Source organism: Streptomyces sp. 7N604 (assembly GCF_052245475.1).
In the GTDB taxonomy this organism is placed as follows: Bacteria; Actinomycetota; Actinomycetes; order Streptomycetales; family Streptomycetaceae; genus Streptomyces.
The window spans coordinates 142,986-160,500 of the sequence record NZ_JBQQBX010000007.1; the positions used below are offsets into that span (position 1 = coordinate 142,986).

The 17,515-nt window shown below is 69.9% G+C and carries 12 protein-coding genes; 5 read left to right on the forward strand and 7 right to left on the reverse strand.

All coding sequences use genetic code 11. From position 1 onward, the window contains the following. Nucleotides 1-28 precede the first annotated feature (28 nt). The 5 genes from ACTWP8_RS09980 to ACTWP8_RS10000 all read right to left on the reverse strand — a co-directional run bounded on the left by ACTWP8_RS09980 (nucleotide 29) and on the right by ACTWP8_RS10000 (nucleotide 6,159). On the reverse strand, nucleotides 29-871 hold the full coding sequence (locus ACTWP8_RS09980; RefSeq protein WP_443321777.1) for a putative protein N(5)-glutamine methyltransferase: 843 nt from the start codon (nucleotides 869-871) through the stop codon (nucleotides 29-31). A 291-nt stretch (nucleotides 872-1,162) separates the two neighbouring features. Further along, nucleotides 1,163-2,770 (reverse strand): FAD-dependent oxidoreductase, encoded by a 1,608-nt coding sequence (locus ACTWP8_RS09985; RefSeq protein ID WP_443321778.1) that lies wholly within the window; start codon nucleotides 2,768-2,770, stop codon nucleotides 1,163-1,165. A 2-nt stretch (nucleotides 2,771-2,772) separates the two neighbouring features. Continuing rightward, on the reverse strand, nucleotides 2,773-4,296 hold the full coding sequence (glpK, locus tag ACTWP8_RS09990) for a glycerol kinase GlpK (RefSeq protein ID WP_443321779.1): 1,524 nt from the start codon (nucleotides 4,294-4,296) through the stop codon (nucleotides 2,773-2,775). 37 nt (nucleotides 4,297-4,333) lie between these two features. Continuing rightward, complete coding sequence (locus ACTWP8_RS09995; RefSeq protein ID WP_443317453.1) at nucleotides 4,334-5,116, reverse strand: MIP/aquaporin family protein; 783 nt, start codon at nucleotides 5,114-5,116, stop codon at nucleotides 4,334-4,336. Nucleotides 5,117-5,394: 278 nt separating this feature from the next. Then, nucleotides 5,395-6,159: an IclR family transcriptional regulator gene (locus ACTWP8_RS10000; RefSeq protein WP_443321780.1), complete on the reverse strand. Its 765-nt coding sequence runs from the start codon at nucleotides 6,157-6,159 to the stop codon at nucleotides 5,395-5,397. Nucleotides 6,160-6,402: 243 nt separating this feature from the next. On the opposite strand from ACTWP8_RS10000, the gene metH reads away from it, so the two are divergent. The 4 genes from metH to ACTWP8_RS10020 all read left to right on the forward strand — a co-directional run bounded on the left by metH (nucleotide 6,403) and on the right by ACTWP8_RS10020 (nucleotide 14,327). Beyond that, the gene (gene metH / locus ACTWP8_RS10005) at nucleotides 6,403-9,912 is read left to right on the forward strand and encodes a methionine synthase (RefSeq protein ID WP_443321781.1); all 3,510 of its coding nucleotides are present in this window, start codon (nucleotides 6,403-6,405) and stop codon (nucleotides 9,910-9,912) included. A 109-nt stretch (nucleotides 9,913-10,021) separates the two neighbouring features. Further along, on the forward strand, nucleotides 10,022-10,723 hold the full coding sequence (locus ACTWP8_RS10010) for an HAD family hydrolase (protein ID WP_443321782.1): 702 nt from the start codon (nucleotides 10,022-10,024) through the stop codon (nucleotides 10,721-10,723). A 319-nt stretch (nucleotides 10,724-11,042) separates the two neighbouring features. Further along, nucleotides 11,043-12,647 (forward strand): ABC transporter substrate-binding protein, encoded by a 1,605-nt coding sequence (locus tag ACTWP8_RS10015; protein ID WP_443321783.1) that lies wholly within the window; start codon nucleotides 11,043-11,045, stop codon nucleotides 12,645-12,647. Between the two features lie 75 nt (nucleotides 12,648-12,722). After that, the gene (locus ACTWP8_RS10020; RefSeq protein WP_443321784.1) at nucleotides 12,723-14,327 is read left to right on the forward strand and encodes an ABC transporter substrate-binding protein; all 1,605 of its coding nucleotides are present in this window, start codon (nucleotides 12,723-12,725) and stop codon (nucleotides 14,325-14,327) included. 133 nt (nucleotides 14,328-14,460) lie between these two features. Here the strand turns inward: ACTWP8_RS10020 and ACTWP8_RS10025 are convergent, their stop codons facing one another. Continuing rightward, nucleotides 14,461-15,132, reverse strand: coding sequence for a response regulator (locus ACTWP8_RS10025; RefSeq protein WP_443317459.1), 672 nt, complete (start codon nucleotides 15,130-15,132; stop codon nucleotides 14,461-14,463). Between the two features lie 42 nt (nucleotides 15,133-15,174). Next, nucleotides 15,175-16,152, reverse strand: coding sequence for a RecB family exonuclease (locus tag ACTWP8_RS10030; RefSeq protein WP_443321785.1), 978 nt, complete (start codon nucleotides 16,150-16,152; stop codon nucleotides 15,175-15,177). Nucleotides 16,153-16,314: 162 nt separating this feature from the next. Here ACTWP8_RS10030 and ACTWP8_RS10035 point away from each other — a divergent pair, with 162 nt between their 5' ends. After that, nucleotides 16,315-17,511 carry a site-2 protease family protein gene (locus ACTWP8_RS10035; protein WP_443321786.1) on the forward strand — a complete coding sequence of 399 codons (1,197 nt, stop codon included), beginning with the start codon at nucleotides 16,315-16,317 and terminating at the stop codon, nucleotides 17,509-17,511. The last annotated feature ends 4 nt before the right edge of the window (nucleotides 17,512-17,515 follow it).

The window sequence follows — 17,515 nt, forward strand, 5'->3', positions numbered from 1 at the left end:
GGGCCGAGACCTCCGATGTCTGGGCTCATTATGCCCCGTGCACGGCGTTCTCATAGGGAGAGGGCGGCGCAGCGGGCCCGGTGCCAATGACGATGGTGGCGTTCAGCTCGTCGAAAACGGCCACCCGCGGGGTCAGCCCACAACGGGCGACGGCAGCGACGGCCTCCTGAGCCTGGCGCTCGCTCGTCTCGAAGAGCAGGTGGCCGCCCGGTGCCAGCCACAGTGACGCCGCGGCGGTCACCCGCCGGAGCACGTCGAGCCCGTCCGAGCCGCCGTCGAGTGCCACCCGCGGCTCGTGGACGCGGGCCTCCGGGGGGAGCAGCTCGATCTGGTCGGTCGGCACATAGGGCACGTTGGCGAGCAGGACGTCGACCCGGCCCCGCAGCGCGGCGGGCAGCGGCTCGTAGAGGTCGCCTTCGTACACCTGGCCACCGGCGGCTGCGACGTTGCGGCGGGCGCACCGTACCGCGGCGGGGTCGATGTCGACGGCGTACAGCTCGGCGCGGTCGAGGGCCGCGCCCAGCGCGGCGCCCACCGCACCGGAGCCGCAGCACAGGTCGACGACGACAGCTCGCGGCGGGGCGAGGGCGGCGGCCTGGCGGACGAGGAACTCGGTGCGGCGGCGGGGGACGAAGACCCCCGGGTCCACGGCGATCCGCAGGCCGCAGAACTCCGCCCAGCCGAGGACGTGTTCGAGGGGCAGGCCCGCGGCTCGCCGGTCCACCATGGCGGCGAGCTCGGCCGGCGTCCGTGCCGTGGTGGTGAGCAACTGCGCCTCGTCCTCGGCGAAGACGCAGCCTGCGGCCCGCAGCCTGGTGACGACGACGGATCGAGGGAGAGGAAGGGGGAGAGGTGACGGGGAAACCGACATGAGAGCCTTTCGGAATGCCGAGGGCGCTCTCGCGGTCACCTGCGTCTGCGTCTACGCGGCAGGGACCGTACGGCCGTGAGGTGAGAGCACCCAGCCTGTTACAGCGGTAATGGGTCTCACCTCCTCGTTCCGTCCACTGCTGGATACGGCAACACTACCTGAGCCGGACAACGCTCAGGCCCAGAGGGCGGAGAGCGTACGCGTAAGGGGCGGCTCCCAGGAGAGCCGCCCCTTACGCCTTACCCCTTGCCCCTTATCCCTTGGCCTTGGCCCTTTGGAGCCAGTCCGGCGTCAGTTCTTCCGGTCCAGCAGGTCCTTCACCCGCGTCCGCACGTCCTCGGTGTCCAGGCCGCGGACCGTCAGCGTCGTACGGCGGCGCAGCACGTCGTCCACCGTCTCGGCCCACTCGTGGTCCCGGGCGTAGACGACCTGCGCCCAGATCTCGGGACCGTCCGGGTGGATCGGCTCGCCCAGCGCCGGGTCCTCGTTCACCAGGCGCGCGATGTCGAAGGACAGCGATCCGTAGTGCGTGGCCAGGTGACGGGCCGTCAGCGGGTCCATCCGGACCCCCGGCTCGCGGTCCACCAGCAGCCGGTGCGCGACCGCGTTGGGGTTGGCGATACCGGGCAGCGGCACCCGGCGGACCAGGCTGGAGACCGGCTCCATGTCCTCGGTCAGCGGCGAACCGGGCAGCTCCGCCAGCTTGTTCATGACCGTGCGGCCGATGTGCCGGTACGTGGTCCACTTGCCGCCCGCGACCGACAGCATCCCGCCGCGGCCCTCGGTCACGACCGTCTCGCGCTTCGCCTTCTCCACGCCGCCGGGGCCGCCGGGCAGTACCCGCAGGCCCGCGAAGGCGTAGGTCATCAGGTCACGGTCGAGGTGCTCGCCGCGCACCGAGAAGGCCGCCTCGTCCAGGATCTGCTGGATGTCGGACTCGGTGGCCCGCACATCGGCCGGGTCGCCCTCGTACACCTCGTCCGTGGTGCCCAGCAGGAGCTGGTCCTCCCACGGCAGCGCGAAGGTGATGCGGTACTTGTCGATCGGCGTGGCCATCGCGGCCTTCCAGGGCGCCTTGCGCTTGAGCACGATGTGCGCGCCCTTGGAGAGCCGGATGCTCGGGTCGGCGCCCTTGTCCTCCAGCTTCCGCAGGTGGTCCACCCACGGTCCGGTGGCGTTGAGCACCACGCGCGCGTCGACACCGAACTCGCTGCCGTCCAGACGGTCCTTGAGCTCCGCGCCGGTGACCCGGCCGCGGGTGAAGCGCAGCCCGGTGACCTCGGCGTGGTTGAGCACCACGGCGCCCGACTCGACGGCGGCGCGGACCGTCATGACGGCCACCCGCGAGTCGTTCATCTGGTGGTCGTAGTAGACCGCGACGGCCTTGAGGTTGTCCGTGCGCAGCGCCGGGTTCCCGGCCACCGCCTTGGCCGGGGATATCACCTTGCCGACGCCGTCGCCGAAGGCGGACAGCGCCGAGTAGGCGAAGACGCCCGCGCCCAGCTTGGCGGCGCCGACCGGCCCGCCCTTGTAGACCGGCAGGTAGAAGGTGAGCGGGTTGACCAGGTGCGGGGCCACGTCCTTGGCCAGCACCCGCCGCTCGTGGTGGTTCTCCGCCACCAGCTTGACCGCGCCGGTCTGCAGGTAGCGCAGACCGCCGTGGACGAGCTTGGAGGAGGCGGAGGAGGTGGCGCCGGCGAAGTCGCCGGCGTCCACCATTGCCACCCGCAGCCCGGATTGCGCGGCGTGCCAGGCCACCGAGGTGCCCAGGATGCCGCCGCCGATCACCAGGAGGTCGTACGTGGCCTTCGAGAGCCGTTCCCGGGTTTCGGCGCGGTCCGGATTCGAACCGGCAGCCGGGTGCGTCCCGAGAGTCGGAACGCTCTGCAGGGTGCTCATATTTACTCCTCGTCGTCGATCCAGCCCATGGTCCGCTCGACGGCCTTGAGCCAGCTCTTGTACTCGCGGTCGCGGACATCCGCGTCCATCTGGGGGGTCCACTCGGCGGCCCGGCGCCAGTTGGCGCGCAGGGCGTCGGTGTCGGGCCAGAAGCCGACGGCCAGGCCGGCGGCGTAGGCGGCGCCGAGGCAGGTGGTCTCGGCAACCATCGGCCGCACCACGGGTGCGTCGAGGAAGTCGGCCATGGTCTGCATCAGCAGGTTGTTGGAGGTCATGCCGCCGTCGACCTTGAGAGCGGTCAGCTCGACGCCGGAGTCCTTGTGCATCGCATCGACGATCTCGCGGGTCTGCCAGGCGGTGGCCTCGAGAACGGCGCGGGCGAGGTGCGCCTTCGTCACGTAGCGGGTGAGGCCGGCGATGACGCCGCGGGCGTCGGATTGCCAGTACGGGGCGAACAGGCCGGAGAAGGCGGGGACGAAGTACGCGCCACCGTTGTCCTCGACCGAGCTGGCGAGGGTCTCGATCTCCGCTGCCGTGCTGATCAGGCCCATCTGGTCGCGCATCCACTGCACCAGCGAGCCGGTGACCGCGATGGAGCCCTCCAGCGCGTAGACCGGCTTGTCGTTGCCGATGCGGTAGCCGACGGTGGTGATCAGCCCGCTGTAGGAGTTGATGACCTTGTCAGCGGTGTTCATCAGCAGGAAGGTGCCGGTGCCGTAGGTGGACTTGGCCTCACCCTCGGAGAAACAGGTCTGGCCGAACAGCGCCGCCTGCTGGTCGCCGAGCGCGGAGGCGACCGGCACGCCCTCGAGAACGCCCTTCGCGGTGCCGTACACCTCGGCCGAGGAGCGGATCTCCGGCAGCACGGCCGCCGGGACCTCCATCGACTCGAGGATCTTGTCGTCCCACTCCATGCTGTGCAGGTTCATCAGCATGGTGCGCGAGGCGTTGGTGACGTCGGTGACGTGCACGCCGCCTTCGGTGCCGCCGGTCAGGTTCCAGATCACCCAGGAGTCCATGGTCCCGAAGAGGATCTCGCCGCGCTCGGCGCGCTCGCGCAGGCCCTCGACGTTGTCGAGCAGCCAGCGGATCTTCGGTCCCGCGAAGTACGAGGCGAGGGGGAGGCCCGTCTCGCGGCGGAAGCGGTCCTGGCCGACGTTGCGGCCCAGCTCCTTGCAGAGGGCGTCGGTGCGGGTGTCCTGCCAGACGATGGCGTTGTGTACCGGCTCACCGGTCGCCTTGTCCCACAGGACGGTGGTCTCGCGCTGGTTGGTGATGCCGATGGCCCGGATGTCGCTGCGGGTGAGCCCCGCCTTGCTGAGGGCCCCGGCGACGACTTCCTGGACGTTGGTCCAGATCTCGGCGGCGTTGTGCTCCACCCAGCCCGGCTTGGGGAAGATCTGCTCGTGCTCCTTCTGGTCGACGGCGACGATCCGGCCGTCGGTGTCGAAGACGATGCAGCGGCTGGAGGTGGTGCCCTGGTCGATAGCGGCGATGAACGGGCCGGCGGTGTGGGCGTCGGTCACGGTGTGCTCCTGGGGTCTGGAGGGGTTGGGAAGGGGCTCAGGCGAAGGCGAGCTCGTACAGGCCGCCCGCGAGGGCGCCGCCGATCAGCGGGCCGACGACCGGGATCCAGGCGTAGCCCCAGTCGGAGCCGCCCTTGTTCGGCAGCGGCAGCAGCGCGTGGACGATACGGGGGCCGAGGTCGCGGGCCGGGTTGATGGCGTAGCCGGTCGGGCCGCCGAGCGAGAGGCCGATGCCGACCACCGTGAGGGCAACGATCAGCACTCCGGTGCCGGAGACGGCCAGGCCCTTGGTGAGACCCAGGGTGAGGATCAGGAGAACGAGCGTGGCGGTGCCGATGATCTCGGTCATCAGGTTCTGCACCGCGTTCCGGACCTCCGGGCCGGTGGAGAAGACGCCGAGCACGGGGCCAGCGGCGGGGGCGGCCGACTTGTCGACCAGGCCTTCCTCGTCCTTCTTCCCGATGATCTCGGGGTCGGTGAGGTGGGCCTGGAACTGGCCCTGGTACGCGAGCCAGGCGAGCGTGGCTCCGATCATGGCGCCGAGCATCTGGCCGGCGAAGTAGACCGGAACGTTGCCCCATTCGCCGCTGGTGATGGCGACGCCGAGCGTGACGGCCGGGTTGAGGTGCGCACCGGAGAGCGGGACGGATATGTAGGCGGCGGTCAGGACAGCGAAGCCCCACCCGAAGGTGATGGCGACCCAGCCGGCGTTGAGCGCCTTCGAGCGCTTCAGGACGACGCCGGCGACAACGCCGGCACCGAGCAGAATGAGTACGGCGGTACCAATGGTCTCGCCGAGGAAGATGTCGGAGCTGGACACCCGCGACTCCTTTGTCAGTCATCCAGGGGAAGGCGGGCCACGGGGTCCCTCCCGTACGCCCGCGCCCTCGGGTGAGGGCGGCTACCGGTCCGCTGCGTCGGACACCATAGCGAAGTTATCGGCAGGTGTTCGACAATGCCGACCGGCGAACGGCAGTTTTCTTCACCGTTACGACTGCGTCAATAGGGGTGCCGCGGTTAATTCGCACCGTTGTCCAAGCGTGACTACGGGCAGCCCAAACGCCTGGTGGCGGAGCGTGTACGAGGGTCGGCGGAGGGTCAGAAGCGGGTGACGCCGAGGTCCCGCGACACCGCGCGGGCGCAGTCCCGGACCGCCGCCACGAGGGCGGACCGAAGGTCGCCGTTCTCACACACCCGCTCCACGGCACCGGTGATGGCGACCGCGCCCACCGGCATGCGGTGCCGGTCGTGGATGGGGGCCGCGACCGAGGCGACGCCCTCCCAGGTCTCCTCCACGTCGGCGGCCCAGCCACGCGCGCGTGTGAGGTCCAGGACGCCCTCGAACTCCTCGAGCGCGGTCACCGTTCGGGTCGTGAACGACTTCCTGTTGCCTTCGGCGACCTCGCTGTGCGCCACCGGGTCGTACGCCGAGAGGACCTTGCCCAGGGCCGTGCTGTGCAGCGGCTGCATGGCGCCGACCTCCAGCACCTGGCGGCTGTCGTCGGGCCGGAAGACGTGGTGCACGATCAGTACGCCCTGCTGGTGCAGGACCCCCAGGTAGACGCTCTCGCCGCTGGACCGTGCCAGGTCGTCCGTCCACACCAGGGCGCGGGCCCGCAGCTCGTGCACGTCCAGATAGCTGTTGCCCAGGCGCAGGAGCTCCGCGCCCAACTGGTAGCGCCCGGAGACCGGGTCCTGCTCGACGAAGCCTTCCTGCTGAAGGGTGCGCAGTATGCCGTGCGCTGTGCCCTTCGCCAGCCCCAGTGCGGCCGACACATCCGACAGACCGAGCCTGCGCTCGCCGCCGGCGAGCAGCCTCAGCATCGCAGCCGCTCGCTCGAGCGACTGGATCGTGCGGGCCATCGGGCAACCTCCTCCACCCACAGGGTTCGACAATGCTGAACACTATCGGCCTTTGCCGACCGCGGGGGTACCACCCTGGAAGTTCGCCGTTCGTGTCCCGTCGTCCCCGCCCGCGCCCTACCGCAACTGTCCGGCCCGTGGAACACCCCGGGCCGGCAACGGCGCCGAAGGTTACCCTGGCCGGGTGCGCCCTCCGAAGGAAGGCGCAAAGCCGACAGCCGTCGCATCCCAGGGAGCGTCTCCATGGCCTCGTACGAGCCATCGTCCGCCGACACCGACCGGGCCTCCGCACTCCGGGAGGCGCTCGCCTCCCGAGTGGTCGTGGCCGATGGGGCCATGGGCACCATGCTCCAGGCGCAGGATCCGAGCCTGGACGATTTCCAGCAGCTGGAGGGCTGCAACGAGATCCTTAACGTCACCCGCCCCGACATCGTGCGCTCGGTCCACGAGGAGTACTTCGCGGTGGGCGTGGACTGCGTGGAGACCAACACCTTCGGCGCCAACTTCGCGGCGCTGGGGGAGTACGACATCGCCGACCGGATCTTCGAGCTCTCCGAATCCGGTGCCCGTATCGCCCGCGAGGCGGCCGATGAGTTCACGGCCGGGGACGGCCGCCACCGCTGGGTGCTGGGCTCCATCGGCCCCGGCACCAAGCTGCCGACCCTCGGCCACGCCCCGTACACCGCGCTGCGCGACGCCTACCAGCAGAACGCCGAGGGCCTGATCGCCGGCGGCGCGGACGCGCTGCTCGTGGAGACCACCCAGGACCTGCTGCAGACCAAGGCCGCGGTCCTGGGCGTGCGCCGCGCCCTGGACGCCACGGGCGCGGACCTGCCGCTGATCTGCTCGGTGACCGTCGAGACGACCGGCACGATGCTGCTGGGCTCCGAGATCGGCGCCGCGCTGACCGCGCTGGAGCCGCTGGGCATCGACATGATCGGGCTCAACTGCGCGACCGGTCCCGCGGAGATGAGCGAGCACCTGCGCTACCTCTCCCGCCACTCGCGGGTGTCGCTGTCCTGCATGCCCAACGCGGGCCTGCCCGTACTGGGCAAGGACGGCGCGCACTACCCGCTGACCCCCGGCGAGCTGGCGGACGCCCAGGAGACCTTCGTCCGCGAGTACGGCCTCTCGCTGGTCGGCGGCTGCTGCGGTACGACGCCCGAGCACCTGCGCCAGGTCGTCGAGCGCGTCCGTGACCTGCGGCCCACCGAGCGCGAGCCGCGCCCCGAGCCCGGCGCAGCCTCGCTCTACCAGACCGTCCCGTTCCGCCAGGACACCTCGTACCTGGCCATCGGCGAGCGGACGAACGCCAACGGGTCCAGGAAGTTCCGCGAGGCGATGCTGGAGGGTCGCTGGGAGGACTGCGTGGAGATGGCGCGCGACCAGATCCGCGAGGGCGCCCACATGCTCGACCTGTGCGTGGACTACGTGGGCCGGAACGGCGTCGCCGACATGGAGGAGCTGGCCGGCCGCTTCGCCACCGCCTCCACCCTCCCCATCGTGCTGGACTCCACCGAGGTGGACGTGATCCGCGCCGGACTGGAGAAGCTGGGCGGCCGCGCGGTCATCAACTCGGTCAACTACGAGGACGGGGACGGGCCCGAGTCGCGGTTCGCCAAGGTCACGAAGCTGGCGGTCGAGCACGGCGCCGCGCTGATCGCGCTGACCATCGACGAGGAGGGCCAGGCCCGTACCGTCGAGAACAAGGTGGCCATCGCCGAGCGCCTGATCACGGATCTCACCACCAACTGGGGCGTGCACGAGTCGGACATTCTCATCGACTGTCTGACCTTCACCATCTGCACCGGCCAGGAGGAGTCCCGGCGCGACGGCATCGCCACCATCGAGGCGATCCGTGAACTCAAGCGCCGCCATCCGGACGTCCAGACCACGCTCGGCCTGTCCAACATCTCCTTCGGTCTCAACCCGGCCGCGCGCATCGTTTTGAACTCGGTCTTCCTCGACGAGTGCGTCAAGGCCGGGCTGGACTCGGCGATCGTGCACGCCTCGAAGATCCTGCCGATCGCCCGGCTGGAGGAGGAGCAGGTCAAGGTTGCCCTGGACCTGATCTACGACCGGCGCAGCGAGGGCTACGATCCGCTGCAGAAGCTCATGGAGCTCTTCGAGGGCGCCACCGCCAAGTCGCTCAAGGCGGGCAAGGCCGAGGAGCTGGCCGCCCTCCCGCTGGACGAGCGGCTGCAGCGCCGGATCATCGACGGCGAGCGCAACGGCCTGGAGGCCGACCTGGACGAGGCGCTCCAGGACCGGCCCGCCCTGGACATCGTCAACGAGACGCTGCTCGCAGGCATGAAGGTGGTCGGCGAGCTGTTCGGGTCCGGCCAGATGCAGCTGCCGTTCGTCCTCCAGTCGGCCGAGGTCATGAAGACCGCGGTCGCCTACCTCGAGCCGCACATGGAGAAGTCCGACGACGAGGGCAAGGGCACGATCGTGCTGGCCACGGTGCGCGGAGACGTCCACGACATCGGCAAGAACCTGGTCGACATCATCCTGTCCAACAACGGCTACAACGTCGTGAACCTGGGCATCAAGCAGCCGGTCTCCGCGATCCTGGAGGCCGCCGAGGAGCACAGGGCCGACGTCATCGGCATGTCCGGGCTGCTGGTCAAGTCCACCGTGATCATGAAGGAGAACCTGGAGGAGCTCAACCAGCGCAAGCTGGCGGCCGATTTCCCGGTGATCCTCGGCGGTGCGGCCCTCACCCGCGCCTACGTCGAGCAGGACCTGCACGAGATCTACGAGGGCGAGGTCCGCTACGCCCGCGACGCCTTCGAGGGCCTGCGCCTGATGGACGCCCTCATCGCGGTCAAGCGCGGTGTCCCCGGCGCGACCCTGCCCGAGCTCAAGCAGCGCCGCGTGCCCAAGCGGGACGTTCAGGTCACCGAGCCGGAGCCGTCCCAGGGCGCCGTACGCTCCGACGTGGCCACCGACAACCCCGTCCCGGAGCCCCCGTTCTGGGGCACCCGCGTGGTCAAGGGCATCCAGCTCGCCGACTACGCCTCGTGGCTGGACGAGGGCGCCCTGTTCAAGGGCCAGTGGGGGCTGAAGCAGGCCCGTACCGGCGACGGCCCCTCGTACGAGGAGCTGGTGGAGTCCGAAGGGCGCCCCCGGCTGCGCGGCTGGCTGGACAAGCTCCAGACCCAGAACCTGCTGGAGGCCGCCGTCGTCTACGGCTACTTCCCCTGCCACTCCAAGGGCGACGACCTCATCCTGCTGGGCGAGGACGGCTCCGAGCGGACCCGCTTCACCTTCCCGCGCCAGCGCCGCGGCCGCCGCCTGTGCCTGGCCGACTTCTTCCGGCCGGAGGAATCCGGCCAGACCGATGTGGTCGGCCTCCAGGTCGTCACCGTCGGGTCGAAGATCGGCGAGGCCACGGCCGAGCTGTTCGCCGCCGACTCCTACCGCGACTACCTCGAGCTGCACGGCCTGTCGGTCCAGCTGGCCGAGGCCCTCGCCGAGTACTGGCACGCGCGCGTGCGCGGCGAGCTGGGCTTCTCCGGCGAGGACCCGGAGGAGATGGAGGACATGTTCGCCCTGAAGTACCGCGGCGCGCGGTTCTCCCTGGGCTATGGCGCCTGCCCCGACCTGGAGGACCGGGCGAAGATCGCCGAGCTGCTCGAGCCGGAGCGGATCGGCGTCCAGCTCTCCGAGGAGTTCCAGCTCCACCCCGAGCAGTCCACGGACGCGATCGTGATCCACCACCCCGAAGCCAAGTACTTCAACGCTCGGTGATCGGGATCGTCGTACACTAGACGGTCCGGTACAGGCCGGTCGGTGCCCTTCCGGGGGCTTCGGCCGGCCCCTTTGTCCCTTAAGGGGCAGCCTGACGAGAGGAGCACGGATGACCAGCATCATCCCCGCACTCGACACCCGTACGGCCGAGGGCTCGGCCCTCCAGGCGGTGCTCCTCGACATGGACGGCACCCTCGTCGACACAGAGGGCTTCTGGTGGGACGCCGAGGTCGAGATCTTCGCCGAGCTGGGCCACGAGCTCGGCGAGGAGCACCGCGAGGTCGTGGTCGGCGGCCCGATGACGCGCAGCGCGTCCTACCTGATCCACGCCACCGGCGCCGACATCACGCTCCCCGCCCTGTCCTCCCTGCTCAACGCCCGGTTCGAGGAGCTTGTGGACCGCGGCGTGCCGCTGATGCCCGGGGCCGCCAGGCTGCTCACCGAGCTGGCTGCCCACGAGGTCCCGACCGCCCTGGTCTCCGCCTCGCACCGCCGCATCATCGACCGGGTGCTCAAGTCGATCGGCCCCGATCACTTCGCGCTCACCGTCGCGGGGGACGAGGTGGCGCGCACCAAGCCGCACCCCGACCCGTACCTGCTGGCCGCGGTGGGCCTGGGCGCCGAGCCTGCCCGCTGCGCCGTCGTGGAGGACACGGCGACCGGCGTGGCGGCGGCGGAGGCCGCCGGATGCCGGGTGGTGGCCGTCCCCTCCGTCGTGCCGATCGAGCCCGCCGAGGGGCGCCTCGTCGTGGGCTCGCTCGAAGAAGTCGACCTCGCCTTCCTCCGCGGGCTCATCAACGGGATGCCCTGAGACGAAGTCGAAAGTGACGTTTCTCACGCACCGGCCCGTCGACAGCCCAGAAAACGATCTGTTCGGAGGTGTCCTCCAAGGGCTGAACGTGCACCCCTATGTCCGTATAGATGGCCAGCTGGCCGAATCGCTCCGGGCCCGGATGCCGGACAACCGAGGGCCGTTATCGGTGCGTGACATCGCCTCAACTTCGTTGTGTTCCGGCGCGTCTGTGACTGCCTACTAATCTCGTGGCGAGAACTTTTGCCGCACCCCTGTGACCAGCAGCCCCTCCTCGGTATGGTCCCGGGATCGACGCTTCCGCAGGAGACCGCCGACGATGAATCGCAAGACCCTGGTGCTGCCGGCCGTAGTGGGCCTGCTAGCTACCCTTCTCGCAGCTTGCGGTGGTTCGGACGAGGCGGGCGACGGCGGCGAGCCCATCGTCGTCGGGACCACGGACGCCTTCGTGACGACGGCGGACTACCCGGCCCCCTTCGACCCGGCGCTCGCGTACGAGGCGGGCGCGTGGAACATCCTCCGGAACACCTTCCAGACACTCATGGCGCTGCCCCGCTCCGGTGGTGACCCGACGCCCGAGGCGGCCGAGAAGTGCAGCTTCTCCGACCAGAAGAACGAGTCGTACCGCTGCACCCTGCACAGCGGCATGCAGTTCGCCAACGGCCACGCCCTCACCGCCGAGGACGTGAAGTTCTCCATCGAGCGTACCCTGGCGATCAAGAACCCGAACGGCCCGGTCGGGCTGCTGTCGAACATCGACGCGGTGGAGACCCCCAGCGACTCCGAGATCGTCTTCCACCTCAAGTCGCCTGACGCGACCTTCCCGCACAAGCTGGCCACCCCCGCCGCGGCCATCGTCGACAGCGAGGCCTACGACGGGACCAAGCTCCGTGACGGCTTCCAGACCGACGGCTCCGGCCCGTACACCCTCCAGACCGAGGAGAAGAACGGCCAGGTCGTCTCCGCCGTCTTCAGCAGGAACCCCAACTACGAGGGCAGCCTGAAGCTGAAGAACGACGAGGTCGAGATGCGCTTCTTCAAGGACTCCGACGCCATGGAAGAGGCCCTGCAGAAGGGCGAGATCGACCTGATGACGCGCACCATGGCGCCGGACCAGGTCGCCCGGCTGGAGCGCGGCGACTCCAAGAGCATCGAGCTTGTCGAGATGCCGGGCCAGGAGATCCGCTACCTGGGCTTCGACACCGATGACTCGACGGCGGGCAAGACGGCCGTGCGCCAGGCCGTGGCGCAGGTCATCGACCGTCAGGCGCTGGTGCGCGACGTGTACGAGCGCACCGCGGAGCCGCTCTACTCGATCGTCCCGTCCAGCGTCGGCTCGCATGTGAACTCGTTCTTCAACAAGTACGGCGAACCGGATGTGACGGAGGCGCGCAAGACGCTGCGCGCGGCGGGCGTCGAGACCCCGGTGCGGTTCACCCTCCACTACACGACCGACCACTACGGCCCCGCCACCGCCAAGGAGTTCAAGGCCCTGCAGGCGCAGCTCAACCGCAGTGGGCTGTTCAACGTGTCCATCGAGGGCGTGCCGTGGAAGGACTTCCGCCCGGCCCAGTCCAACCGCGACTACGCGGTCTACGGCATGGGCTGGTTCCCCGACTTCCCGGACCCGGACAACTTCATCGACCCGTTCTTCGCCAAGGACAACTTCCTCAACAGCCCGTACCGCAATGACACGATCCGCACCCAGCTGATACCGCAGACCCGGCAGCAGGCCCAGCGCACCGCCGCGGCAAAGGACTTCGAGCGGGCGCAGGACATCGTGGCCAATGACGTGCCCGTCCTGCCGCTCTGGCAGGGCAAGCAGTACGTCGCCGCGCGTGACGACGTCACCGGCGTGGAGTGGGCGCTGAACTCGTCCTCCGTGCTCCAGCTCTGGGAACTGGGGCGCGGTATCTCCGGCTGACGCCTGCCACCGACGCCCGACGCCGACGCCTGACGCAAACCCGCAGGACCGTCCAACAAGAGATGTGTGAGGAACGTGCGCGCAAGGAAACGTCATCAGTGGCTCGCCGCCCTGCTCGGGGCAGGACTCGCGGCAGGCCTGCTGGCCGGATGCGGATCGGATGACGCGGACGCGGCCGCTACGGGGCAGCCGATCGTCATGGGGATGACGGACGAGGTCCTGGCGACCGACCCGGCCTCCGGTTACGACCCGGGCTCATGGCTGGTGTTCAACAACGTCTTCCAGTCGCTCATGAGTTTCCCACGGGGCGGTACGACCCCGGAGCCCGAGGCGGCCAAGCGCTGCAGTTTCCAGGACAGCAGCAGCCGGGTCTACAAGTGCGAGCTCCAGGACGGGCTCAGGTTCACCAACGGCAACCCCCTCACCTCCGAGGACGTCGCGTTCTCCTTCCGCCGCACCTTGAAGATCAACGACAAGGCCGGCCCCGCGGTGATGCTGTCGTCGATCAAGGACATCCGGACTCCGGACGAGAAGACCGTCGTCTTCCGCCTCAAGACCCCCGACGCGACCTTCCCCATGAAGATCGCCTCCGGCGCCGGCTCGATCGTGGACCACCGCGAGTACAAGGCGGACGAACTGCGCACCGACGGCAAGGCCGTCGGCTCGGGCGTGTACCGGATGGACTCCTTCGACCCCGAGAAGGAAGCGAAGTTCTCGGTCAACCCGGACTACAAGGGCCCCGCAGAGGTTCAGAACTCCGGAATGACGATGAAGTTCTTCCAGGGCGACCAGCGGGGTCTCAAGAAGGCTGTCGAGGACGGCTCCGTGGACCTCGCCTACCGCGGCCTCGCCATGAAGGACATCGCCGATCTGGAGGCCGCGACCACGGACGACAAGCAGGGCATCGAGGTCGTCGAGGGCACCAGCGCCGAGGTCCAGCACCTGGTCTTCAACGTCAAGCACCCGGTGGCCGGGAAGCTCGCCGTGCGCAAGGCCCTCGCCTTCCTGATCGACCGTCAGGCACTGGTCCGCGATGTGTACGAGCGCACCGCCAAGCCCCTCTACTCGATCGTCCCGGCCGGGATCACCGGCCACAACACGGCCTTCTTCGACACCTACGGGGACCGGCCGCAGCGCGACAAGGCCGAGGCGGCGCTGCGCTCCGCGGGCATCTACGACAAGGTGAAGCTCACCCTCTGGGCCACCCCCGTGCGCTACGGCCCCGGAACCGTGCCCGCGTTCAAGGAGATCGCGCAGCAGCTGAACGCCAGCGGGCTGTTCGACGCCACGGTCGAGAGCGCGGGCCTGGAGAAGTACGAGAAGGGCATCGAGCGGGGGAAGTATGGGGTCTACGTCAAGGGCTGGGTTCCGGACTACCCGGACCCGGACAACTTCACCGCCCCGTTCTTCGGCCACGGCAACGTGCTGGCCAATCACTACGACTCCGAGCGGATCATCAAGCAGCTGATCCCGACGACCGCGGCCGAGTCCAACCGGGCGGCCACCGACGCCAGCTTCCACGAGCTGCAGAACATCGTGGCCGACGAGCTGCCGATGCTGCCGCTGTGGCAGGGCAAGCAGTACGCGGTTGCCCGCGAGAACATCTCCGGTCTCGAGTGGACCCTTGACGCGTCAACGGTGTTCCGCTTCTGGGAAATCAGCAAGAGCACCGAGGAGTAGCCGGTGGCTTCTCCGGAAGAACCGGTGGCTTCCGGAGGAACCGGCGGCTTCGAGGAGAAACCGGAACCTGTGGCTCCGAGGTGTAGCCGGGACGGGCCGGCGTCCCGTACGGTACCGCTGCGGCCCGGGCGCTCTAATGCGTACCGGGCCGCACCAGTCCGCTCTCGTATGCGTAGACCGCGGCCTGCACCCGGTCCCGCAGGCCCAGCTTCGTCAGAACGTGCCCGACGTGCGTCTTGACCGTCGTCTCGCTCACGAACAGATCCGCCGCGATCTCCGCGTTCGACAGCCCCCGGGCGACCAGCTTGAGCACCTCTACCTCGCGCTCGGTCAGGGTGTGCAGGGTGTCGGGCACCGGCTCCTCGCCGGACGGCAGCTTTCCCGCGTACTTGTCGAGCAGCCGCCGCGTGATGCTCGGCGCGAGCATCGCCTCGCCCGCCGCGACCACCCGGATCGCCTGTACGAGCTCATGGGCGGGGGCGTCCTTGAGCAGGAAGCCGCTGGCTCCCGCCCGCAGCGCCTCCACCACGTACTCGTCCAGGTCGAAGGTGGTCAGGACCAGGACCTTCGCGGGCCCGTCCCGGCCAGGACCCGTGATCTGCCGGGTCGCCTCGACCCCGTCCATGCGCGGCATCCGGATGTCCATCAGCACCACGTCCGGCTGCAGCGCCCGCACCTGGTCCAGGGCCTGCAGCCCGTCGCCGGCCTCGCCGACCACGGCCAGGTCCTGCTCGGCCTCCAGGATCATCCGGAAGCCGGTGCGCAGCAGTGGCTGGTCGTCGACCAGTAGGACGCGGATCGCCACAAGGCACCTCGTATTCGTCGGCCGGGACTTCGTCGGCGGGCTTCACTGGACCTGGCCCATTCTGCCCTGGGCCGGGATCACCGGAAGCGGGTAGGGCGGGGGAGTGCCGCCGAACTCCGGGCAGAACGACTGGTGGTCACACCAGTTGCACAGCCTGCTGCGGCGCGGGCGCCAGTCGCCGGTCTCCGTCGCGCGCCGGATGGCGTCCCACAGCGCGTGCAGCTTGCGCTCCACGCCCCGCAGGTCGTCCTCCATCGGGTCGTACGTCAGCACATCGCCGCTGCCGAGGTAGACGAGCTGGAGGCGGCGCGGCACGGTCCCGCGCAGCCGCCACAGCACCAGGGCGTAGAACTTCATCTGGAACAGGGCCCCGGAGGCGTACTCGGGCCGCGGGGCCTTGCCCGTCTTGTAGTCGACGATCCGCACGTCGCCCGTCGGCGCCACGTCGACCCGGTCGATGATGCCGCGCAGGGTGAGCCCTGACTCCAGCTTGGTCTCGACGAACAGCTCGCGCTCCGCCGGCTCGAGACGCGACGGGTCCTCGAGCGTGAACCACCGCGCCACGAGCTGCTCGGCCTCGCTCAGCCACCGCACCAGACGCTCGGCCGCGGGCGTCCTCTCCTCCCCGTCCTGCCTGTTCTCCCCGTCCGCCCCGTCGCCTTCGGCGAACAGCTCCGCGAGCTCCGGGCGGGCCGCCAGCAGCCGCTCCCACTCGCCCGCGACCATGGACCGGGCACGCTGCGCGGTGCGCTCCACCGCGGGGTCGTCGAAGAGCCGCTCCAGCACCGCATGCACCAGCGTGCCGCGCGTCGCCGCCTCGCTCGGCTTCTCCGGCAGCCGGTCGATCACCCGGAACCGGTAGAGCAGCGGGCAGGTCATGAAGTCGCTCGCGCGGGACGGCGACAGCGACGACGGCCGCGCGGCGGCGCTGCCTCCGCCGCCCGGCTCCTCGCCGGGCTTCCCGCCGCCGGGCTCCTCGCCGGGGGTTTCCGTGCCGGACTTCTCGGTGCTGGTTCCCATGGCCTTCGACCCTATGGCCCGCCACTGACATCCGGCCGCATACCATCGACGTCAGACGCCCTCGCGCCGCATGATCGTGGGATTGCACGAAGCCGCACGAAGCGGACGCGCAGCGGAGCGAGGACGGAACGGGCGGATTCACACGAGGGGACACCGGACACCGTGGACGACAGCGGCGAGGGCGGGAAGCCGCAGCGCCCCCGCGAGAGCGGCGGCGGCATTCTCATGGGCCGCCCCTTCGGCGTGCCGGTCTACGTCGCCCCCAGCTGGTTCCTCGTAGCCGCGCTCATCACCTGGGTCTTCGGCGGCCAGCTGGAACGCGTCCTGCCCGAACTGGGAGGCGTCCGCTACCTCGTCTCGCTGTTCTTCGCGGTGGCCTTCTACGGTTCGGTGCTCGTCCACGAACTGGCCCACACGGTCGCCGCGCTCCGCTTCAAGCTGCCGGTGCGCCGTATCCAGCTGCAGTTCTTCGGCGGTGTCTCGGAGATCGAGAAGGAGTCCGAGACACCCGGCAGGGAGTTCGTCCTCGCCTTCGTCGGCCCGCTGCTCTCGCTGGTCCTCTCCGGCGTCTTCTACCTCGCCCTGCAGGCCGTCGAGCCCGGCACCGTCCCCGGCGTCCTGCTCGCGGGCCTGATGGTCTCCAATCTGATCGTCGCCGCCTTCAACCTGCTGCCCGGACTGCCCCTGGACGGCGGCCGGATGCTGCGCGCCGTCGTCTGGAAGATCAGCGGCAAGCCCATGACCGGGACCGTCGCCGCCGCCTGGACCGGCCGGGCGCTGGCCGTGGCCGTCCTCGTCGGCCTGCCGCTGCTCACCCAGACCGGCGCTCTCGGCAGGGCCGCCGAGGACCTCGGCGGCGTGGACACGATCACGGACGCCCTGCTGGCCGCCATCCTCGCCGCGATCATCTGGACCGGCGCCGGCAACAGCCTGCGCATGGCCAGGCTCCGCGAGCACCTGCCCGAGCTCCGGGCCCGTGCCCTGACCCGGCGCGCCGTGCCCGTCCAGTCCGACACCCCGCTCTCCGAGGCGCTGCGCCGGGCGAACGAGGCAGGGGCCCGCGCGCTCGTCGTGGTCGACGGACAGGGCAAGCCCACCGCGGTCGTCCGCGAGGCGGGCATCGCGGGCGTCCCGGAACACCGCCGCCCCTGGGTGGCGGTCAGCGGGCTCGCCCAGGAACTCAAGCCGGGCATGCGGGTCTCCGCCGAGCTGTCGGGCGAGGAGCTCCTGGACACCCTGCGCGCCACACCCGCCACCGAGTACCTGGTGGTGGAGGAGACGGGCGAGATCTACGGCGTCCTGTCCACCGCCGACGTCGAGCGGGCCTTCGTCGCCGCCATGGCACGACCCGCTTCATAGGGCC